The organism is Saccharopolyspora antimicrobica, from assembly GCF_003635025.1.
Classification (GTDB): domain Bacteria; phylum Actinomycetota; class Actinomycetes; order Mycobacteriales; family Pseudonocardiaceae; genus Saccharopolyspora; species Saccharopolyspora antimicrobica.
Map to the genome: position 1 here is coordinate 3,136,534 of NZ_RBXX01000002.1, position 20,474 is coordinate 3,157,007.

Consider the following 20,474-nt stretch of genomic DNA (forward strand, 5'->3'; position numbering starts at 1 on the left):
CCGTATTCGGTTACTTGTTCCGGCGCTCCCCGCGCACCAGGCTCTGAGCAGGGGCTCGGTGGCTGATGCGCACCCGCCTCCGCTGCGCGTGACCGCGCGTCCCCTGCCGGTGGGAGCAGTTGGCGATGTCGCGGCTGGAACGACTCAACCGATGGGAACCGACAGATGAGCCCGAGTGGCAAAGATGCGTCCACAGCAGGCGAGCACCCTTGGGAGAAGGCATCCGGCGTCAGCGTGAACGCCGTTGCCGAGGCCGCGGAGACCGAGATGCGGGCCGCGGCCGCGGACACCCAGGTGATGCCCGCCGTCCAGCGATCCGCGCTGGCCGATCCGGTCGCCGCCACCAGCGGCAAGGTCGAGGCCGCCACCGAGACCACGACCAGGGCGGAGGCCAAGGCCGAGACCAAGGTGACGCCCGTCGCCACCGCCAAGCCCGCGAAGGACTCGAAGGTCCCGGCGCGGCCGGGCAACCGCGTGTCCAAGCCGGTGATCGCCGCGGCCGCGGTGGCCGGACTGGTGCTGCTGTCCGTTCCGCTGCTGGTCATGGGCCTGTCCAAGGACAACGGCCCCACGCAGGTGCAGTCCGTGCCCGCCGCGTTCGAGGACGACGCGCAGGCCCAGTCCGGTTTCGTGCCGGGAGTGGCGCAGGAGCAGTCGAACCCCGGGCAGGTGCCGCCGCCGCCCGCACCGCCGGTCGGGAGCCCGAACCAGCCGCAGGCGCCGGCCGAAGGCGGCACCCCGCCGCCCCCGCCCGCTGCCGGGGAGGAGCCCAACCGCGTCCAGGAGAACCCCGCGCCGCCCGCCGGCCCGTCCTTCACCGCGGTCACCGGTCCCGGCTGCGCGGCAGGCGGCTTCAGCACGCCCGGCTACTACACCAAGGGCGAAGCGGGCTGGAAGACCGCGAGCAGCGGCGGGCACGCCGCCGACGGCTGCAACGGCTCGTTCAACTCGCTGCCGATGTCGGGTGACCCGAACAAGGACGGTGACAACGCCGCGGTCTGGCGGTTCACTACTGGTGACGTCAGGCAGGGCAGCTGCCAGGTGTCGGTGTTCGTCCCCCGCGGTGGCCTCACCCGGGTCGGCGGCAACCCGAGCGTCTACACCGTCTACCGGACGGACCAGACGTCGAACCCGGTCGGTGACTTCCGCATCGACCAGGTCCGGCAGCAGGGCGGCTGGGTGGACGCGGGCCGCTTCCCGGTCAGCGAGGGACGTCTGACCATCAAGCTGCACTCGCGCGGAATCGACTGGACCAACGACGGCCCGACCTACGCACGCCACGCCGCGGCGCAGATCAAGGTCGCCTGCGGCGCGTGAGGTCGGCACATCGATCTTGACGGAGGAGACCGTGTTCGTTTGGGAGCAGGGCGTGTTCATGCCTGCTGACACCGACGCGATGGCCGGGTTCGAGGCGCTCGACGGAGTGCTCCTGCACTTCGCCGCCGAGATGCCCGACCGCCTCGCCACGATGATCGGCAACAAGCTGGACAGCGGTGACGTGCTCGGAGCCGCCCTCGGGCTGGCGTCCTTCGCCGCCCGCCGCGAACTGCTCGTCTCCAACAACGACCGCCGAACGCTGCGCGAGGCCATCGAGGCCCACCGCGGCGACACCGCCTGCGTCGACCAGCTCGACCGGCGCGCCGGTGCCCGCTCCAGCGCCCCGCCGCAGATCCCGGCGGCCGCCGCGACGCGGGTCATGGCCGCGGTTCCCCCGCAGGTCGCGCCGCCGCGCTCGGGCTCCGGCCAGCCCGTCCGGCGCGAGCACGCGACCGGTCGACCGACCGTCCCGCTGCCGGCCCACCGCCCGGACCCCCGGGTCGACCCGGCCGCGCAGACGCTCCTGATGCCCGCCATCAGGTGACCCGAACCCCCGGTCCTTCCCGCGGACCGGGTTCGCGCCGCGCCGCGCGCCCTAACTCCCGCGCCCTGGGCGCGCGGTGCGGTCGCACGAAGGGGTCGTGAGTTCGCAGCAGCATTCGTCGCTGCGAACTCACGACCCCTTCTTACAGTTTCTTACAACGTTTACGACCATCCCTTACAGCTGGTCGGCAACTCTTCGCGGACAGCGATCCCGCAGGTAGCGTTCCTGGTGTCCGAAAGGGGCCGGGAAAAAGCGCCGGCCCGAACTATTTCCGCCGTATCGCGACGAACAGTCGATGCTGCCTGTGCCGCGGCGCGAACCGGCGAAGTGTGGGAGTGAATCGCCTTGCTGATGCGCGTGCTGTCGGAAGTCACGGTGTTCGCCGACCAACCGGAACTGCAGGAGAAGGTCACCCGGATGCTGGGCGAGGCCCCGCAGCGGTCGCTCACCGACGTCGCCGTGCTCGCCTTCGGCGGAGCCACCCCGATCGAGTCCCTGCACCACTGCGTCTCCCGGCTCAGCCGCTCCTACCGGGTGCTGGTCGTGCTGCCGGAGCAGGCCTTCGACCAGGTCCCGGAGCTGCTGCGGGCCGGCGCGCTGGGCTTCCTCGGCACCGGCTGCGACCAGCAGGAATTCCACGACGCGCTGGCCGTGGTGGCCCGCGGCGCGGTCTACGTGACCTCCGGCTCCCGGCAGGCGCTGACCGGCGTGAGCACCAACAACGAGGCGGTGCAGCAGGTGCTGACCCGCCGCGAGCAGGAAGTGCTGCGCTGGATCGCCGACGGCTACACGCACTCGCAGGCGGCCCGCCGGATGGGCCTGTCCGCGGCGACCGTGGACACCTACGTCAAGCGGATCCGCGCGAAGCTGGAAGTCCGCAACAAGGCCGAACTGACCCGCAAGGCCATCGAGCTGGGCGTGGTCCGACGGGAACCCCTTCTAACGGCTGCGTGACCAGACCTGTCTGACGATCTCGTTCTGCGTGGCGGTGCCGGTAGCGGAACCTCAGCGTCCGCCTGGACTCCGCGTGCCCGGCCTGATGTATGACCAATACACGGCGGCCGGGCCGTGCCAGGCGAACGCTGAGAACCCGCGGCGGTGCAAGCGCCGAGCGTGGGCCAAGCAGCTTCGCCGCTTGAGGCCCCGCCTGCTCAGGCCAGCGGGAGGCTGGCTGTGAACCGGCAGCCTCCCTCGATGTTGTCCACCGCCACCGCGCCGTGGTGCGCCTCGACGATGCCGCGCACGATGGCCAGTCCCAGCCCGCCGCCGACGTCCTTGCCGGCCGGGCGCGCAGGCGTTCCCCGCCACCCGGGCTCGAAGACCTTGCCCAGGTCCTCCACCGGAATCCCGCCGCAAGCGTCCGAAATGGACAGCACGGCGGTACCGCCGGCGGAGTGCGCGGACACCGTCACCGCGCCGCCGGGGTGGGTGTGCCGGACGGCGTTGCCGAGCAGGTTGCCCAGCACCCGGCTGATCTGCCGGACGTCCACCCGCACCTCGATGGACTCGATGCCGCCGGGCACCAGCCGCACGCCGCGGTTGCGGGCCTGCGGTTCGATGGCGGTCACCGCGTCGTTGATCAGATCGGGCAGCGCCACCGGTGTCAGCGACAGCGTCAGCGAGTTGGACTGGATGCGCGACAGGTCGAACAGGTCCCCGACCAGCTGGTCCAGCCGCTGCGTCTCCTGCAGGATCAGCCCGAGGTAGCGGTCCTGGTCGCGGGCCATGCCGTCCTGCAGCGCCTCGGTCATGGCGCGCAACCCGGCCAGCGGGGTGCGCAGGTCGTGCGAGACCCAGGCGATGAGCTGCCGCCGCGAAGCCTCCAGGACCCGCTCCTGCTCGCGGGAGGCGGTCAGCGCCGCGCTGGTGGCGGCGAGTTCCTGCGTCAGGACCGCCAGTTCCGCCGAGCCGGAGTGCGCCGGCGCGGCGAACCTCCCGTCCTCGCCCATGGTCCGCGTGGCGCGCGCGAGACTCCGGCTGCCGTTGAGGATCCGCGCGCCGAGCAGCAGGCACAGCGCGAGCGAGACGGCGGTCGTCGGGATGCACGCCAGCAGCACCGCGACCATCGCCTGCTCGGTGAACACCCCGAGGAAGCCCAGGGCCACGAAGGTGAAGGCGATCTCGATGACGGTGACCACCGAGAGCACCATCATCATCACGACCAGTGAGCCCCGGCGCATCATCCAGAGGACTGCGGCGCCGAGCACGCCCACGGCCACCGAGCACCAGAGCGAGACGAGCGCGACGAAGAGCAGGTCTTGCATGGCCTTCATTTCTTTTCGAGGCAACGGATTGTTCACGTTCGATGAAGGTTGCCCCCGCGCAGGTTTCCCCCAGAACGGCGCAAAGTATAAGGTACTGAACCGAAAGTGGTGCTCCGTTCGGGATCAGCACCGGGGCCGGACTTCTGGAGTTAGTGATACGAGTGACGTCGGAAACTGACCGGAATGACGGCCCGAAGGACGAATCCCTGGATTCGCTGCCGCCGGAACTGCGGATCTACGCCCCGGCCGAAGGCACTCCGGTGCGACCGGCCGAACCGGAGAAGCCAGCCGAGCCGTCCTACGAAGAAGTCCCGCTGGCATCCCTGTCCGGCACCGCCCAGCCGCAACCCGCTCCGCCCGCCGATCCCCGGCCTGCCAAGCGCGTCGGCCTGCCGTCGAAGTTCTCGCTGATCGCCCTCGCGGGCGCGGCCGTGGTCCTGGTGTCGGTGCCGTTCGTCGTCGCGCTGCTGATGACCGGCCAGCGCGAGACCGATCGCGTCGCGATCGGGATGAACGCCTCGCAGGAGCAGGGCGCGCTCGTAGCGCCGGAACCGGCCCTCCCCGCGGGCGAGCCGGTGGAGATCCCGAACTCCACCCCGGAGGAGCAGAAGCCGGTCGAGACGAAGCCCCGAGCGCCGGTGCTCGACCCCGTCCCGCCGCCCGCCGAGGCGCCCGCCCGTGAGGTTTCGCTGCTCGGCGGACCGGGCTGCGCGAACAACGCGAAGCAGCAGTACCAGGCGGTCGGCTACTACGAGCAGGGCGACGAGGGCTGGTACACCCGCAGCGGCGGCAGCACCGAGGCGGGCTGCCGGGGCAGCTTCGACTCGATGCCGATGTCGGGCAAGGCCAAGACCTCGGACTCCAGGGTGTTCTCCAGGTGGACCTTCGACGTCTCCGCCGAGATGACGGCGGCCAGCTGCGCGATGTCGGTCTACATCCCGAACGAGAGCGACCGCCGCTACGTCGGGGCCACCGCCGCCCACTACTCGATCTTCAACGGCTTCGACCAGGCCGCCACGAACGTGATCGGCGTCAAGGACATCGATCAGACCGCCAACCGCGGCAAGTGGGTCGACCTCGGCGCCCACCGCATCGACCAGGGCAAGATCTCGGTGAAGCTGCACAACCGCGGTGAGGACTGGGAGGGCGGCGCGGACGGCGACGGCGCCCACGTCGCGGCCACCCAGATCCGCGTCACCTGCACCCCGGCCTGACCACGCGAAGAGCCCCTCTCCGGGGAAGCGGAGAGGGGCTCTCAGGCTGTCCGGATCAGAAGACGGTGACGCCCTGGGCCGAGGGCTGGTAAGAGCCGATCTGGATCGACACGACCGGGTACTCGTAGTAGTCGGCCCCGGCGACCTTCGCGTTCGTGGTGCCCTCCACGTTCGGCATGAAGGCGTTGAAGCCGTTGGCGACGCGCACGTTCGGGTCGCTCTTGTCGCCGAGCTCCATCTTCACACCGGCGAAGGCGGTCTCGCCCTGCTCCAGGCGCATGTTGGTCGGTTCACCCGGGATCTTGACGTGCTCGGTCGGCACCTCGAACGCCGCGCCCGTCATGTCCAGCGGCACCACACCGCCCCAGCCGTCGACGTAGCAGGCCTCCGCCGAGTTGTTCACCGCGGTCATCAGGAAGATCCCGGGCCGGTCCGGCTGCGGGGTGAGCGTCACGGCGACGTCCTCGACGGCGCAGGGGCCTTCCGTCGAGATGCCCGGCTGCGTGCCGTCCGCCTGCTGCCGCTCGCCCTGCCCGGGCTGGCCGACGACAGCGGCGTTGCTGCCCGGGACCGGCGAGGTCGTCGCAGCACCCTGGGCGCACCCGGTGAGCATGGCGATCCCGCCGGCGAGAGCAGCGACGGTACCCAGCACGCGAGTCCGGTTCAGCATGATTCTGTCCCCTCTTTTTGGACGGTGGGTGCGTCCCACACCCTTTGCTCAGAAGACGTCTGCTGCCACAGCGGGTTGCGTCTTGCTCAGAACTCGTCCGCGACCTGTGGAAACGCGAACCGGCAGCGGCGCCCCACCGGCTCCGGCGGCCGCGATGTGACCTTGATCCGGGCACGAACCGCCCACCGGTACCGCACAAGATCGTCCGGACCTTGTAACCTGGGGCACGCGGGTCGTTAGCTCAACTGGCAGAGCAGCGGACTTTTAATCCGCGGGTTCAGGGTTCGATCCCCTGGCGACCCACCAAAACCCCAGGTCACAGACCTGGGGTTTCGCATTGGTGGGGCCGGTTGCCAGAAAATCGCCAACTTTCCTCAGCGGCCCTCGACGTCCACGAAGGCCAGCGCCTCAGCGCTCGCGCGGGACTGCCGGCCCCTGCCGAAGTGGACGTCCTGCGTCATCGACACACGCGGGAGACCCAGCAGGTCGGCCGCCTGTCCGGCGGTCGGTCCGGCATCGGCGAGCAGCGTGGCGATCGTCTTCCGCAGCGTGTGGAAGGCGCTGGGCTTGTCGCCGAGCTGGTCACCTTGCCACTCCAGCAGGATGCCGAGCCGTCGCCCGCTGAACGGTTGCCTGTGGTCCCGACCGAAGACCTGTCAGGCGAACGGCGTGCTCGGTCGCTCCGGGACTTCCTGCTCTGTTGGTCCACGAATCGATGTGGTGGATGGGAAGTGGAGATTCCCGGCATGTCAGGGGCTGCTGCACCACATGGTGCCCGATCTGATCGCGTCGCCTGGCGCAGCCTTCGGACGAGCACGTGGAGGCTCCGGAGGTGAGAGGAATGGTCGTCACCAAGCAGCAGGTCGTCCAGAAGGCGCTGGACAACTACATCGAAGCGCAGGAGAGGGGCCTGGAGGTCGCTCAGAAGGCGCTGGCGATGCACCAGAGAATGCGTCGGGCGGAGGTGCAGGAGGGCGGACCCCCTTGGATCGATGAGGAGGAACGCACAGTCAGCGACGAAGTCCAGGACGGTCAGCGGGAGGTCGAGGCGATCAGGCAACGCCTCGAGGAGGCGCGGGACGCTCGCCTCAACGGGCCCCGCGCGAGCGAGGACTTCCTGAACGAATGGAAAGGCGACAACTGGGCGGACCAAACCGCTTTGGATGATTTCGGTGTAAGGCCCCCTGAAGATTCCGGCCTGGGGCCGATCGAGGATTACGAACCGGGCCGGCCGACCGGTGATGACGTTTCGGAGCTGCCGGTCACTGAGCCTGCGGAGCCGTTGCCGACGCCGAGTGCGAGCGCGGGCACGCCTGGCACGTTGCGCACGGGTAAGAAGGAACCGGGCCCGGACGCGGGGTCGGGGACCCTCAAGGGGCAGCCGAGCCCCGCGCCACCTTCCGAGCCGTCGACGGCGGAGCCGAGTCCTGGGCCGGCGGGTGGGACGGAGCCTGCCGAGGGGCCGGGCCTGCTGAGCAGATTCGGCGGGTGGCTGGCCGACACCGCGTTCGGCAAGGTGGTGCGGGCGGGATGGGAGTGGGTCGAGGACAAGGTGTCGAGCGTGATCGGCGTGGCCCTCGGCGCGGCTCTCGTGATCGGTTGTGGCGCGCTTCTATGGACGTTCTGGCCGACCGGTGGTTCCGAACCCGCACCTCCGAACCCCCCGGTCGTGCAAGCGCCCGCACCGGCACCGCCGGAACCTGCGCCGCCGAACCCGTTCGAACCAGTTCCGCAAGATGTGCCCCCGAACCCGTTCGGCGGACCGGAGCCGGCCCCGCCGAACCCGTTCGAACCCCAAGCCCCGCCGCCGAACCCGTTCGAACCCCCGCACGCTCCGCAAGGCGTGCCCCCGAACCCGTTCGAGCCTGGCGGGAGTGAGGGGCCAGCGGTGCCCCCGGCAGTACCCGCACCCGCGAATCCGTTCGAGCCTGGCCAGCACGGCAGTAACCCCGGCGGCGACCCCGGCAGCAGCGACACTGGCGGCACCGGCGGCACCGACGGCGGCAGCGACACTGGCGGCGGCAGCAGCGACACCGGCGGCGGCAGCGACACCGGCGGCGGCAGCGACACCGGCGGCGGCAGCGACACCGGCGGCGGCAGCGACACCGATGGCACCGGCGGCAGCAGCGACACCGGCGGCACCGGCGACAGCGGCGGTACCGGTAGCAGCGATACCGGCGGCAGCGGCGGCACCGGCGGCAGCAGCGACACTGGCGGCGGCAGCGGCGGTACCGGCAGCGGCGACACCGGCGGTCACAGTGGCGGTACCGGCACCGGCGACACCGGCAGTACCGGCGACAGCAGCGGTACCGGCAGCAGCGACAGCGGCAACACGGGCGGCACTGGCGGCTGAGCACACCGCGCTCCCGAGGAGCGGAGCAGGAGAGGTTGCCAACCAGTTGCCAAGAAGTCCTCCGCAAACGACAGCGACCGATGGCGTGTGCGGAGTGGACGGCAGATCGACTTCGCGCAGGTAATCAAAGGTGCTGGCAAACGGAAGAGGATGTCGATCAGAGAAACTAGGCCCGCGGGTTCAGGGTTCGATCCCCTGGCGACCCACCAAAACCCCAGGTCACAGACCTGGGGTTCGTGTTGGTGGGGCCTTGGGGTCGTCGGGTGTGCGCCGGGAGGGCCGAGATGCCGATGATCGTGTGGTGGCGCAAGCCGCCCAGTGCCAAGGGACGGCCCGATGGTCGGGCTCTGGTCGCGGCGCGCGTGTGCGTCGTCGCCCCGTGGGTGTACCTGGCGGTCTTCCTGCCGGTGGCCGTGCTGGCGCCGGTCACGGCCTGGGTGGGGCTGTGGGGACTGCGGGTGCTGGTGGTCCTGGCCGTCGCCGGGCTGATCGCCGTGTTCGTCCGGCATCCCCACGACGATCAGGACGGCGACCTCACCTTCACCATGGGCTTCGGCTCGGTCCTGATGGCGCTGCCGGCCCTGATGGGCCTGTTCTGGCCGCTGGCCCTGCTCCCGCAGATCGTCCCGCTCCTCATGATCGCCGCAGCCATCCGCAGGCGCCTGCGCCGGGGAAGCGGGGATTCCGAACCGTAGCTCCAACAGGTGGGCGTGTCCGCTGACCCGCGGGTGTTCAGCGGGGATCTGGCAGATCGAGCTTCTTCCGCAGTTCTGCCAGGTTTCGCGTCTGCTCCTCGTTGCGCTGATCCTCGACGAACTCGTGAAGCACGAGGATCAGTCTGCGAGCGCGTTCGTACCGTTCGTCACTCCAGGCACGCAGGCGCCCCAACGCTGGGTACACCGGTTCCCAGTCACCGGGAAACACGCCGTAGCCGACGTCGATGAGCGCGGGCTTGCTCGACCTCATGTACGAAGTCGCGGTTTCGAAGGGCGCCAAGATCACGGTCCCCGCATCCACGGCGCTTCTCCTCGCGTTGCCGGCGACCTCGTCCATCCACGGGTTGCTGGCCAGGGCCTCGCAGTACCGGATGGCGGTCCACGGGAGCAGCTCACCCTCGGTGCCGGACTTGTGCGGGAGAGACTCGGTGAAGGCGTATCCGAGCACCCTGGCCGCCTTCTCCGCGTCCTTCTGCTCTACGAGCACGTGTCCTTCGAGGTAGGCGGCGTAGGCCGCGAGCAGGCCGTCGCCGCCCAATCGCGCATCGTTCAGCGGCTCGAGGGCCGCAGCCGAGTTACCGCTCTGGAGCAGGAGGTTGCCCAGGAGGATGTTGGCGATGTACTGCTGGGCGTAGACGATGCGCGCGAAGTCGTCGTCGTACTCGCCGTTGATCTCGTCCTCGTCGAACCTCGCCGACGTTCCTCTGAGTTCGGCGAGGGCATGTTCGTAGCTCTTCCGAGCTGCGGCGAGATCTCCGGTGAGCTGCTTGGCGAGGTGGCCGAGCAAGGGCTCGGGTGCTGCGGCGTGCGCCTTGAAGTCCGCGGAGAGCATCACCACGGCCAAGGGACCCAACCAGGGATCCTCGCCCCTGGCGACCTGTTCCAGCCATTTCTCGCAACTTGTGCTGAGGCCGTCGTCGGCGAGTTCGATGCCAGCCAGTGCCATGGCCGCGTGTCCGGCAACGGCGGTGCGGCCGGACTCGGCGATCGTGGTGAGCGCGGCCCGCGCTTGCTGGGCTTCGCCTGCCCGGTAGGCCGCGAGTTCGCGTTCGACGATGTCCGGAATCGGGCTCAACGGATCGGGCGGAAGCGGCAGTGCGTGCCCGTCGTCGTCCAACAGAGGGAGATCGGTCATGTCGTCGCTTTCTGCCACTGGAGCGTTGCAGAGCAGCCTCGCAGAACCGGCCGTCGGCTTGATCGCCAATCGACGAAGAAGCGCCGCGTTCCATGCTGCGAGGTTCTTCAGCGGCGCACGTCGAGGTCGACGATGTATCCGCAGAAGTGCTCCGCGTCGACAGCGGATTCGTCTTCCCGCCCGTCCGCCTCGTGGAGCCACAGCAGGCGGCCGGAGCCGGGGACCGGATAGCGCACGTTCTTCTCACCGCCAGGGCGCGGTTCGGATCGGCCGAAGACGGCGTGGATCGCGGTCACGACGCCGCGAGTCGTCGGCGCCTCCTCGGGAAGGCGGCCGTGGTGCTCCTCGACGTGCGTGACCGGCGCGCCGATGTCCAACCCGACCAGCTCGGTCAGTCCGTCCGTGCGGTTCTCGGGAACCAGCGTCCACGCCACCTCGTCCCCGATGCGGAAAGCGGTGCCGCAGCACTGCATCTGCCAGTCGTCCACCCACACGCGGATCGTCATGCCGGAAACCATGGCAGAGAACGAATACCTGCCGAGGCAGTGCTGCTTGGCGCTGGTCTCCCGCAAGGTGGCGCTCTACGAAGCGCAGCTCGCCGACGACGGAAGTGATCCACTGTGGACAGATTCGTGCGTGGTCGGGTATGAACGACAGGACTAGGTCGCAGGAACCTGGAGTTTCGCGTTTGGCGGGGCTCGGGTATCGAGGGTTTGGCGTAGGTGGGTGAGCCAGTCGAGGTGGGCCCGGATCGCTGTTTGGTCGGTTTTCATGAGGCGGAACCAGGTTCGGGGGCGGCGGCCCCGAGCCCTTGCGGACCTCCAGGTAGCCGGCGTCCGCGAGCGCGCGGCTGTGCCGGGAGATCGCGGAATCGGCCGCTCCCAGCATGTCCCGGGCCGTCGCGAAGTCGCCCCACTCCGCGCCTGCAGCAGTGCGCACAGCGTCAGCCTCGGGCCGGTTTCGAAGATCGGGTCCCGGCCGGACTTCTCTAGATCGCCCAGTAGGCGGCGGGGTACTGGGCGGGGGGTCGCGAGCTGACGCCGTGCCGCGGCGACCTGGTCGAGCTCGGGCGTGTCGTTCATCGGCCGAACTGGTCAGGAGGTCTACGGGCGGTTGCGCACCAGGTAGCGCACCAGCATGGCGCCGTCCTCGGTGAGCACCGAGGCGAGATCCATCTCCACCGGGTCGAGCGACGGGCCGGTGGCGATCCGCTCGTGCGTGCCGCTGACCAGCAGCGGGGAGACCGTCAGCCGGAGCTCGTCGACCACACCGGCGGCCAGCAGCCCGCCGAAGAGGTGCGGGCCGCCTTCGCAGTCGATCCGGTTCAGGCCCCGCTCGACCAGCGCTTCCACCGCTGCGGCGAGGTTGACCTCGTCCTGCCCGGTGATCAGCACCTCCGCGCCGGCCGCCTCCCACGCCTTCTGCTTCGACTCGGGGGCGGAAGCGCAGGTGATCACCAGGGTCGGCGTGGCCGCCTCGGTGATCACCGGTGCGTCGGCGGGCAGCGACCGGCCGGTCGTGACCACCGCGGTCGGCGGCACATCGCGCAGCCCGTGCCTGCGGCGGCGTTCGAGCGTGGCCTCGTCCGGGTGCACGCCGCGGAACTCCTCGACCATCGCCGTGGTCGCACCGACGATGAGCACGTCGGCGAGGTCGCTGCCGAGCTTGAGCACCTTCTGGTCCGCCGGGCTCGACAGCCGGCGCGCGCGGCCGCCGACCTCGACGGCGCCGTCCGCGCTGGAGACGTAGTTGACCGCGAGCCAGCGCCGCGCTTCCGGATAGGTGTAGAGCTGCTCCAGCCGCTCGTCGTCGATGTCGGCGGGCTCCGGCCAGATCTGCTTGATCACGAAATCCACTCCTGCGCCCGCGCGGGCGTCCGGGTGCCGTTGATGCAGGCCACCATCTCCAGCGTGCGCCGGGTCTGCAAGGCCTGGTGCACGCGGAACATCGCCGCACCGGCGCGGGCCGCGAGCGCGGTGGCCGCCAGCGTGCCGGTGAGCAGCTCGTCGCGATCGGCCACGTCGAGGTCCAGGCTCTCCCGGACGAAGGTCTTGTTGGACAGCGCCATCAGGACGGGCCAGCCCGCGGCGACGATCTCCTCGGTGCGGGCGACGAGGGTGAGGTGGTCAGTGGTGTTCTTGCCGTACCCGGTGCCGTCGATCAGGATGCCCGCGCGCGGAACGCCCCGGGACTCGGCGAGCTCGGCCAGCCGCACGGTCGCCGTCACCACGTCCCGCACGACGTCCTCGTAGTCCGAGCGGACGGGCACGGAGCGGGGCGTGCGCGGGGAGTGGGTGCAGATGTAGCCGGCGGAGTAGGTCGCCGCGACGTCGAGGATCTCGGGATCGGCGGCGCCCCACGCGTCGTTGATGATGTCCGCGCCTGCCCGGCAGACCGCGTCGGCGACCTCGTGCCGCCAGGTGTCGACGCTGATCAGCACGTCCGGGTAGGTGGCCTTGATCCACTCGACGGTGGGCAGCACCCGCCGGATCTCCTCGTCGGCGTCCACCTCGGCGCCCGGGCTCGCGGTCACCCCGCCGATGTCGATCACGTCGGCGCCCTCGGTGACGGCCCGCTCGACGGCGGTCTTGGCGGCGTCCTCCTCGAAGGTGGCGCCGCGGTCGTAGAAGGAGTCCGGTGTGCGGTTGACGATGGCCATCACCAGCGCGCGGTCGCGAACGACCCTCCGGCCGCGGAACGCCAGGTCGAACGCACTGGCACCGAGATCCTGCACAGGCCCGATCCTTCCTGCGGTAGCTGCCCGGACGCCCCGTCAGACGCCGGTACGGCTCAGTCTGCCAGAGCAGACCCCACCCGTGACCAGGGCGATCCGGGTGAGAATGCGGCACCCACCGCCGTACGTCGGTGCCGCCGGAGTTCAGGTCGGTGCGGAATGGTCCGATGCGCCCGGTTCCTCGCGGAACGGGTATTTCGGGCGTCGCGGCGAAGGCACGGCCTCGAAGGCGGCGGTGGTTCGGTCGTTCACTGCCTCGTCGTGCTCGTGCGGCCCGGCTATCGGCTGATTAGTCCTATGTGGATTTGCTCACTTCCTGAAGGCTCGAACGAGCAGCGCCCCGATGCCGATGATGACGGCGAGCACCGCGATCACCACGATGATTTCCGAAATGCCAGGCATGCTGATCATGCGTCCACCTTCTCAGATGGCACCGACGGCGGGGCGCCCGGGAGATGCTCGTCACCGGTCCCAGTAAAGGGACGCAGTGCCGCCCGAATCCACTGTGGACTCTGAAGCTCGTGGCGGCCTGGGGAGCGGCACCTTGGCAAAGGGTAACCAGTTGGTTACTCTTGTGTGGTGGACGAGGTGGCGAAGGCGATCGCGGATCCGGTGCGGCGCCAGATCCTGGAGATGCTGCGGAACGCCCGGTTGTCCGCGGGGGAGATCGCGGAGCGGTTCGAGATCAGTCGCCCGGCGGTCAGTCGTCACCTGCGGGTTCTGCGGGAGAGCGGGCTGGTGCGCGATGAGCTCGTCGGCAGGCGGCGGCTCTACGTGCTCGACGCCGCGCGGTTCACCGAGCTGATCGAATGGCTCGCTCCGTTCGTTCCGCCCGTCGGCTGGGAGCGCCGCCTCGACGCGCTGGAAACCGAGGTCCACCGGACCCGCCGCGAGCGCCGGACGGCGGCACATCGACACGACTGACGGGCTGGGCGAGATCGGGTCGGGCTGAGGGCCCGGGCGGGGCCGGTTCGGGAATTCACCCGCACCGCGCCCCGGCCGGGGTGGGTATCAGCGGGGTTTGGGGAGGTCGAGCTGCTTGCGCAGGTCTGCCAGGCCTTGCGTCTTCTCCACGTCGCGCCAGTCCTCGACGTACTGGTGGAGCACGAAGATCAGCCTGCGGGCTCGTTCGTACCGTTCGTCGCTCCAGGTCTTCAGGCGCTCCAGAGCCGCGTGCACCGGTTCGAAGTCCGGGGAAGCGGGGAACAGCTCCAGGCCGATGTCGGCGAGTGCGGGCCGGCTCAACCGCTCGAAGTAGCAGGCGGTTTCGAACGGGTCGCGGATCACGGTGCCTTCGGTCACGGCCGGGATGTCCTCGACCTGGTCGGCGACGATGTCCATCCACGGGTTGCCCGCCAGGTGCTCGCCGTACCGGATGCCGACCCACCGGGTCAGTCCGTCGGCACGGCTGTTCGCCGGGAGGGACTCACGGAAGGCGTAGCTGAGCACCTCGCTCGCGGGCTCGTTCTTCCCCTGCTCGATGAGCACGTGCGCTTCGAGGTGGCCCGCGTAGGCGGCGAGCAGGCCGTCGCAATGCGACCGCGCGCTGCTCAGCGGTTCGAGGGCGGCCGCTGAGTCGCCGACCTGGATCAGGAGATTGCCCAGGATGAGCTTGGTGATGTCTCGCTGCCTCAGGATGGTGCTGATGGCGTCGTCGTCGTACTCGGCCTCGTTCTCCCACGCTTCTTCGAGGCGGGCGAGGGATCGTTCGAATCCCTCCCGGGCGGCCGGCAGGTCCCCGGTGAGCTGGCTGGCGAGGTGGTCGAGCACGGGCTCGGGGCCCGCGATGCCATCATCGAAATCTGCGGAGAGCATCACCACGGCCAGGGGACCGAGCCAGGGGTCTTCGCCCGCGGCGACCTGCTCCAGCCACTTCTCGCATCCCTCGCCGAGCCCGTTCTCGGCGAGTTCGACGCCCGCCAGCGCCATGGCGGCGTGCCCGGCCACGGCGGTGCGGCCCGATTCGGCGATCGTGCTCAGCGCGGCCTTAGCGTTCCCGGCATCGCCCGCCCGGTAGGCCGCCAGTTCGCGTTCGACCGCATCCGGGATCGGGCTCAACGGGTCCGGCGGGAGCGGCTGCGGCATCCCGTGGGTGTCCAGCAGGGATTGGTCGGTCATGTCGCTGCTTTCTGTAATCGGATCATCGCGGCGCAGCATGGCAGAACCGGCCGACATCGTGATCAACGGCCGTCGAGGCGCTGGTGCGCCGCTAGCCGCCGGTGATGTCGGTCCAACCGTGGTTCAGCCATCCCTCCTGGTCTCCGATCGTGATGGGCACGTCCGGTGCGGGGAACGGGTCGGGGACGTCGAGGACGAGGTCCTCGTCGTCGGAGGTGGCCAGCGGGTTCTGCAGGGGTGGCAGTTGGGCCGCGATGGTGTCCCAGTCGATGGTGTAGCTCGTCGCCGGTGAGGTCTTCCCGCTCAGGTTCCGGATCTCGGTGAGGGTTCGGACGACTCCGTCCTCGCAACGGGAGCGGATGAGCGGGTTGAGGTCCAGGCCGTGCGCGAGCACCCCGCGCTGGACCACCCAGAGGCACACCTGCTCGCCCGGGCCGGTGGTCGGGCTCTCGCCGTTGTACTGGTCCTCCAGCGCAGCGCGGATCTCGGCCGGGTCGGCGGAGAGGTAGCCCATGTCGAAGGCGTTCGGTGTTTCCTCGTAGAGGAATTCGAGCAGGTAGTAGCTGCGCACTTCCGGTTCGTGATCCGGCTCGGTGTTCTCCACGTGTGCTCCGTTCGGACTGTTCGCGCCAGTCAGGCAGTGCGGTGGCGGGCTGCTGCGCGGATGGCGAGGAGGAGCGGGAGGGAGCCGACGTCGCGGATCATCGGCGGGAGGCTCGGGGCGTCGAGGACGGCCGTTCCCGCTGCGAGTTCGGTTCCCAGCGCTTCGAGGTCGATTTCCAGCACCGTGACGTCCGAGCTGTACAGGCGTTCAGCGCCGCGTGGTCCCGTTCCTCGGATTTCCTCGCTCGACACCGACAGTTCCGTCACGCCGAAGAACTCCGGTTTCGCGCCGCGCTCCATCCAGCGCGCGAAACCCGTCAGCTCCGTGCTCGCGATGGTGTCCGGGTGCAGGCCCGTCTCCTCGCAGAGCTCGCGCTCCATGCCGGTTCGCACGACGTCGGTCAGGGTGCGCCGCGCCTTGCCGTCGGAGTCGACGAGGTCGCGGGGTTCCAGGGAGCCGCTGCCGGACGGGGCCAGCAGCAGCGGGCTCGCCGTGTTGCGGTCGGACTGGCTCACCAGCAGCAGCCGGCCGTCGGTGGTGATCGCCAGCGTGGAGATCCCCACGACGTCGGACAGGACGCTGGCCGCCAGGGTTCGGGCACGACCGGAAGCGTCGGTGAGCAGGCGGCGGCGCGGGTCGAAGTCCTCGCCCGTCTCGCGGTTGGTGATGCGCATCGCGCACAGCTCGTTGGAGCACTGGAAGTCGAAGAAGCGGGCCTTGTGCAGCTGGAGCTCGGTCTCGCCGTCGCCCGGCAGCGGATCGGTTCGCAGGCCCACGACCGGCCCGTTGAACAGCAGGCGCCCGCGGGCCCGGATGGGCAGCACGTGCGGGGCGGTGGCGCGCAGGACCGGTGGCAGCCGGTAGGGCTCGTCGGCCACCCGCACGGCGAAGGTGCGCTCCCGCAAGGCGCGGTCGATCTCGTCGCTGAGCAGCGCGGTACCGCGGTTGGGCAGGTAGCTGTAGCCGGCTTCCGGGTACGCGGCGGGCGGCGGGATCTGCTCGTGCGGGAAGGGCGCGGCGATCAGCGAGAACTCGTGGGAGGACCAGCGCTTGCGCAGGTTGCGCAGGTCGCGGACGAAGGTGGCCGTGCCCAGCAGCAGGGCGATCACCGAGATCACCACGCCCACCGCGCTGGGCAGGATGGTGATCGCGCCGAGCAGCACGCCGAGGGCGGAGACCAGCACCGGCCACTCGCGGACCGCCAGAAACCACGTGTGGTCGGCCTTGGAACGCGCCCGACGCAGCAGCTTGCGCAACCGATGCCCCCGAAGATCGAATTCCCGGAACTCGATCACAGTAGGCCAGCAACGCATGCCGCGGGGAGGGTTTCACGGGAACGGACGGGGCTCGAGCGCCCCGTCCGTCCTCAGTGGAGCGTCAGGCGTTGATGTCCGACGGGTGGGTGGCCAGCGGCGTCACGTGGATGCTCATGTGCGGGAACAGCGGCAGGCCCGACAGGAGGGTGTGCAGCTCGTCGTTGGAGTCCACGTCGAAGATCGAGATGTTCGCGTACTCGCCCGCGATGCGCCAGATGTGCGGCCACTTGCCCGCGCGCTGGAGGTCCTGGGAGTAGGCCTTTTCCCTGGCCAGCAGCTCGGTGCGGGCCTCGGGGTCGAGGTCGTGCGGCAGGTGGACGTCCATTCGGACCTGGAACAGCACGGTCAGTCCTCCTGCCGGTCGAGCGCGAATCCGTAGTCGATCCTAGCGCTGCCGTCGTCCTGGCCGACCGGCGCGAGGATCAGCTCCGGCTTCACCGCGTTGGCGATGTCGTCGGCGTTGTGCGGGTCGCCGGGGAAGTACAGCTGCGCGATGAGCTCCTGGTGACCGGGCGCGGAGACCTTCACGTGCAGGTGCGCGGGACGCCACGCGTGCCAGCCCGCCGCGGCGATCAGCTTGCCGCACGCACCGTCGGTCGGGATCTGGTAGGGCGCCGGCTGGATCGTGCGGATCCGGAACTTGCCGTCCGGGCCGGTGGTGAAGCTGCCGCGCAGGTTCCACTCCGGGATGCCCGGGGCGAACTGGCTGTAGTAGCCGTCGGCGTCGGCGTGCCACAGCTCGACGGTGCCCGCCAGCGGCGTGCCGTCGACGGAGGTGATCGAGCCCTCCCACAGCAGAGGGGTGCCCGCCTCGCCGTCGCGCATCGGCAGATCGGCGTCCGCGCCGCGCTCGGGGGCGTTCGGGACGTAGTACGGGCCCTCGATCGAGCCCTTGCTGCCCTGGCGGTCGGCGGTGGCCACGTCCTCGACCACGTGCTCCACCCACACGTCCAGGAACAGCGGCCACTCGCCGTCCTCGCCGACCTGGATCAGCCACGCCTTCAGCGCGTTGTACTCGTCGTAGGTGACCTGGTGCCTGCGGATCGTCTCGTGGATCGCGCCGAGGACCTCGCGGGCCAGCAGGTCGACGCGCTCCTTCGGGGTGTCGCGAACCGCGTCGTAGGGAGACTTGTCGTGGTGGAAGCGCTCGGTCGCGGCGGCTCCGGAAGCGGCTGCGGTGGCGGTCTCGTCGGTGGTGCTCATCTGGGTTCCTCCGGTTCTCACGAGGTGCGGTAGCGGGCGAGCTTGTCGGGATCGATCTCGACCCCGATCCCGGCACCGGGCCGGACCCGCAGCTCGCCGTCGGTGATCAGCAGCGGTTCGGTGAGCAGGTCGTCGGTCATGTCCAGGAAGTTGGAGAGCTCCGCCGCGCGGTGCGAGGTCCGCTGGTGGGCCGCGCCGAAGGCGATCGTGCAGGCAGTGCCCAGTTGACCGTCGATCTGGTTGCCCATGACGACCTCGACGCCGAGCCCCTCGGCGAGGTGGTGCGCGCGCTGCGAACCGGTGAAGCCGGTGCGGGCTGTCTTGATGCTGATCGCGGTCGCCGAGCCGCCGAGCACCTCGCGGGTGATGTCGGCCGGGGTCACCGCGGATTCGTCGGCGATGAACGGCACGTCCAGGTGGCCGACCAGCCAGCGCCTGCCGAGCACTTCGTCGGCCGCGCAGAGCTCCTCGGCGAAGAGCAGGTCGAGGTCGGCCAGCCTGCGCATCGCCCGCATCGACTCCGCCGGGGTCCACCCGCGGTTGCCGTCGACGTAGAGCTCCACGCCGTCGCCGAACGCCTCGCGCAGGGCGCGCACCACGGCGATGTCCAGGTCGACCGGGCGGCGGCCGACCTTCACCTTGAAGGTGCGGATGCCGTGGGTGGCGATCATCCGCTCCGCCTCGGCGACCATCGCGGCGGGCTCGTCGAAGCCGAGCATGTGGCTGACCCGGAGGCGGTCGGTGTAGCCGCCGAGCAGCTCGCTGACGCCGAGCCCGACGGTCTTGCCGAAGGCGTCCCACATCGCCATGTCGATGGCGGCCTTGGCGGTCGGGTTGCCGACGGTGCGGCCGAGCCGGGCGCGGGCGACCTCGCGTTCGGTGACGCGGAGCCCGGTGACCTGCGGCGCGAAGAGCGATTCGACGACGGCGACGATCCCGGCCTGGGTCTCGCCGTAGGTGAACGGGCGGGGCGGTGCCTCGGCCACGCCGACGATGCCGTCCTCGGTGTGCACGCGGATCAGCACGTGCTCGGCGGTGGCCACCTCGCCGGAGGCGAACTTCAGCGGTTTGGCGTACGGGATGGCGAACGGGATCGCCTCCACCGCGGTGATCTTCACGCGAATCCTCCCGCACGGGTCTCGGCCGCGCGCGTGATTGCCCGGTCGCGCAGCGTGATCGATTCGTCCACTGTGGAATGGGGTGAGGTGCGCGGCTGCGGCGCTCCGCCCTGGCGGCTGCTCCGGAACGGGATCACATCGGCCTCCTCGTCGCGCCGCTGCCTGGGTGGTTGCCGAGGGTAGGGGCCGGTCTGCGGGCCCGGAATTGGTAGAGCCCCTGCGGGCGTAGGGGATTCCTTCAGGCGGGCTGCCGGGGTGAACCGATTCCGAAGGCGTCTGACCTGCGGTGATGGCGTGGAGTGTGGTCGTGGAGCGGCTGCTGGGCTGGATCGGTGACCGCTCGGGGGTTTTCGCGGTGCGGGGGTTCCGCTGCGGCCGTCGGTTGGTGCAGGATGCATCTCGCGGGCCGTTGCGGCCCGATCGCCGAAGTCCGCGCGGAGAACCGGAATCCCGTCGCGTCGCGAGCTCCTGGCCGTCCACTGTGCACTCCTCTGGGCGGAACGCCGAGAAGCGCTGTGCCGAACCGCGCGCCGGGATGCTCCTGCCGGACCCAACGCCCTGTGAGGTGAACACCGCCGATGTCGCTGGAGAAGACCGTCGCCGAGCTGGCCCGCCGGGTCGAGGTGCTGGAGGCCGAGGCCGAGATCCGCCGGATCCAGGCCCGCTACATGTTCCTGTGCGACACGCCGTGCCCGGAGTACGGCGTCCGCGACGACGCGCACCGCATCGACCTGATCATGGAGCTCTACACCGACGACGCCGTGTGGGAGGGCGTCGGCGAGTACTACGACGGCCAGTTCGGCCGCGCGGAGGGCGCCGCCGCGATCCGCGCGCACTTCGAGGCGTTCTGGGGCCAGAAGCAGGACCCGGCGCTGCTGCTCAACGCGCACTACCTCACCTCGGAGCAGATCCACGTCGACGGCGACGAGGCGACCGGCCAGTGGATCCACGTGCAGCCCTGGCTGTTCTCCGACGGCAAGGCGCTGCTGCGCTCCAGCCGGCTCAACAACGCCTTCCGAAAAACCGGCGATACCTGGAGGATCACACGCACGCGCACGGAGAACGTGTTCATCGCCCCGCTCGCCGCGGACTGGGTCAGCGATCACCCGTCGGCGTCGGTGCTGATGAAGCCGTAGGCGGGCGGGTGGTGGCGACGCGGAGGAGGCAG

At 70.0% G+C, this 20,474-nt stretch carries 21 protein-coding genes and 1 tRNA gene; 10 read left to right on the forward strand and 12 right to left on the reverse strand.

All coding sequences use genetic code 11. The features are described 5' to 3' along the window. Positions 1-165 precede the first annotated feature (165 nt). The 3 genes from ATL45_RS15245 to ATL45_RS15255 all read left to right on the forward strand — a co-directional run bounded on the left by ATL45_RS15245 (position 166) and on the right by ATL45_RS15255 (position 2,815). Complete coding sequence (locus ATL45_RS15245) at positions 166-1,317, forward strand: hypothetical protein (RefSeq protein WP_147452914.1); 1,152 nt, start codon at positions 166-168, stop codon at positions 1,315-1,317. A gap of 31 nt (positions 1,318-1,348) precedes the next feature. Further along, positions 1,349-1,861, forward strand: a complete 513-nt coding sequence (locus ATL45_RS15250; RefSeq protein ID WP_093159627.1) for a hypothetical protein — start codon at positions 1,349-1,351, stop codon at positions 1,859-1,861. Between the two features lie 351 nt (positions 1,862-2,212). Further along, the gene (locus ATL45_RS15255; RefSeq protein WP_177242107.1) at positions 2,213-2,815 is read left to right on the forward strand and encodes a response regulator transcription factor; all 603 of its coding nucleotides are present in this window, start codon (positions 2,213-2,215) and stop codon (positions 2,813-2,815) included. A gap of 197 nt (positions 2,816-3,012) precedes the next feature. Here the strand turns inward: ATL45_RS15255 and ATL45_RS15260 are convergent, their stop codons facing one another. Beyond that, positions 3,013-4,125: a sensor histidine kinase gene (locus ATL45_RS15260; RefSeq protein ID WP_093159710.1), complete on the reverse strand. Its 1,113-nt coding sequence runs from the start codon at positions 4,123-4,125 to the stop codon at positions 3,013-3,015. 161 nt (positions 4,126-4,286) lie between these two features. On the opposite strand from ATL45_RS15260, the gene ATL45_RS15265 reads away from it, so the two are divergent. Next, positions 4,287-5,339, forward strand: coding sequence for a carbohydrate-binding protein (locus ATL45_RS15265; protein ID WP_093159630.1), 1,053 nt, complete (start codon positions 4,287-4,289; stop codon positions 5,337-5,339). A 55-nt stretch (positions 5,340-5,394) separates the two neighbouring features. Here the strand turns inward: ATL45_RS15265 and ATL45_RS15270 are convergent, their stop codons facing one another. Beyond that, a complete protein-coding gene (locus ATL45_RS15270; RefSeq protein ID WP_093159632.1) occupies positions 5,395-6,009 on the reverse strand; it encodes a DUF4232 domain-containing protein in 615 nt (204 codons plus the stop codon). Positions 6,010-6,239: 230 nt separating this feature from the next. On the opposite strand from ATL45_RS15270, the gene ATL45_RS15275 reads away from it, so the two are divergent. From ATL45_RS15275 to ATL45_RS15290, 3 genes are all read left to right on the forward strand, one after another. Further along, a tRNA-Lys gene (locus ATL45_RS15275) sits at positions 6,240-6,315 on the forward strand. A gap of 535 nt (positions 6,316-6,850) precedes the next feature. Next, entirely contained in the window at positions 6,851-8,362 is a 1,512-nt protein-coding gene (locus ATL45_RS15285) for a hypothetical protein (protein ID WP_093159637.1), read from the forward strand. A gap of 284 nt (positions 8,363-8,646) precedes the next feature. Beyond that, positions 8,647-9,057 (forward strand): hypothetical protein, encoded by a 411-nt coding sequence (locus ATL45_RS15290; RefSeq protein WP_093159640.1) that lies wholly within the window; start codon positions 8,647-8,649, stop codon positions 9,055-9,057. 37 nt (positions 9,058-9,094) lie between these two features. On the opposite strand, the gene ATL45_RS15295 is transcribed toward ATL45_RS15290, so the two are convergent. Together ATL45_RS15295 and ATL45_RS15300 are read right to left on the reverse strand one after the other, a co-directional pair. Beyond that, on the reverse strand, positions 9,095-10,282 hold the full coding sequence (locus ATL45_RS15295; RefSeq protein ID WP_093159642.1) for a hypothetical protein: 1,188 nt from the start codon (positions 10,280-10,282) through the stop codon (positions 9,095-9,097). Between the two features lie 38 nt (positions 10,283-10,320). Then, entirely contained in the window at positions 10,321-10,719 is a 399-nt protein-coding gene (locus tag ATL45_RS15300) for a DUF6578 domain-containing protein (protein ID WP_093159645.1), read from the reverse strand. A 10-nt stretch (positions 10,720-10,729) separates the two neighbouring features. On the opposite strand from ATL45_RS15300, the gene ATL45_RS38860 reads away from it, so the two are divergent. After that, positions 10,730-10,876, forward strand: coding sequence for a hypothetical protein (locus ATL45_RS38860; protein WP_170210249.1), 147 nt, complete (start codon positions 10,730-10,732; stop codon positions 10,874-10,876). A gap of 440 nt (positions 10,877-11,316) precedes the next feature. Here the strand turns inward: ATL45_RS38860 and ATL45_RS15310 are convergent, their stop codons facing one another. Together ATL45_RS15310 and folP are read right to left on the reverse strand one after the other, a co-directional pair. After that, complete coding sequence (locus ATL45_RS15310; protein WP_093159647.1) at positions 11,317-12,060, reverse strand: pyrimidine reductase family protein; 744 nt, start codon at positions 12,058-12,060, stop codon at positions 11,317-11,319. After that, positions 12,057-12,872 carry a dihydropteroate synthase gene (folP, locus tag ATL45_RS15315; protein WP_093159713.1) on the reverse strand — a complete coding sequence of 272 codons (816 nt, stop codon included), beginning with the start codon at positions 12,870-12,872 and terminating at the stop codon, positions 12,057-12,059. The genes ATL45_RS15310 and folP overlap by 4 nt, the downstream gene beginning before the upstream one ends. Positions 12,873-13,526: 654 nt before the next feature. Between folP and ATL45_RS15320 the strand changes: the two genes are divergently transcribed. Beyond that, positions 13,527-13,871, forward strand: a complete 345-nt coding sequence (locus tag ATL45_RS15320; RefSeq protein ID WP_093159715.1) for a metalloregulator ArsR/SmtB family transcription factor — start codon at positions 13,527-13,529, stop codon at positions 13,869-13,871. Positions 13,872-13,958: 87 nt separating this feature from the next. On the opposite strand, the gene ATL45_RS15325 is transcribed toward ATL45_RS15320, so the two are convergent. From ATL45_RS15325 to ATL45_RS15350, 6 genes are all read right to left on the reverse strand, one after another. Beyond that, positions 13,959-15,065: a hypothetical protein gene (locus ATL45_RS15325; RefSeq protein WP_093159650.1), complete on the reverse strand. Its 1,107-nt coding sequence runs from the start codon at positions 15,063-15,065 to the stop codon at positions 13,959-13,961. 91 nt (positions 15,066-15,156) lie between these two features. Then, entirely contained in the window at positions 15,157-15,669 is a 513-nt protein-coding gene (locus ATL45_RS15330; protein ID WP_093159652.1) for a hypothetical protein, read from the reverse strand. 29 nt (positions 15,670-15,698) lie between these two features. After that, positions 15,699-16,925: a hypothetical protein gene (locus ATL45_RS15335; RefSeq protein ID WP_093159655.1), complete on the reverse strand. Its 1,227-nt coding sequence runs from the start codon at positions 16,923-16,925 to the stop codon at positions 15,699-15,701. A 121-nt stretch (positions 16,926-17,046) separates the two neighbouring features. Further along, positions 17,047-17,328, reverse strand: a complete 282-nt coding sequence (catC, locus tag ATL45_RS15340; protein WP_093159657.1) for a muconolactone Delta-isomerase — start codon at positions 17,326-17,328, stop codon at positions 17,047-17,049. Positions 17,329-17,330: 2 nt separating this feature from the next. Continuing rightward, positions 17,331-18,188, reverse strand: a complete 858-nt coding sequence (gene catA / locus ATL45_RS15345; RefSeq protein ID WP_093159660.1) for a catechol 1,2-dioxygenase — start codon at positions 18,186-18,188, stop codon at positions 17,331-17,333. Between the two features lie 17 nt (positions 18,189-18,205). Continuing rightward, on the reverse strand, positions 18,206-19,306 hold the full coding sequence (locus ATL45_RS15350; RefSeq protein ID WP_093159663.1) for a mandelate racemase/muconate lactonizing enzyme family protein: 1,101 nt from the start codon (positions 19,304-19,306) through the stop codon (positions 18,206-18,208). A gap of 578 nt (positions 19,307-19,884) precedes the next feature. On the opposite strand from ATL45_RS15350, the gene ATL45_RS15355 reads away from it, so the two are divergent. Continuing rightward, positions 19,885-20,442: a nuclear transport factor 2 family protein gene (locus tag ATL45_RS15355; protein ID WP_093159665.1), complete on the forward strand. Its 558-nt coding sequence runs from the start codon at positions 19,885-19,887 to the stop codon at positions 20,440-20,442. Positions 20,443-20,474: the final 32 nt, after the last annotated feature.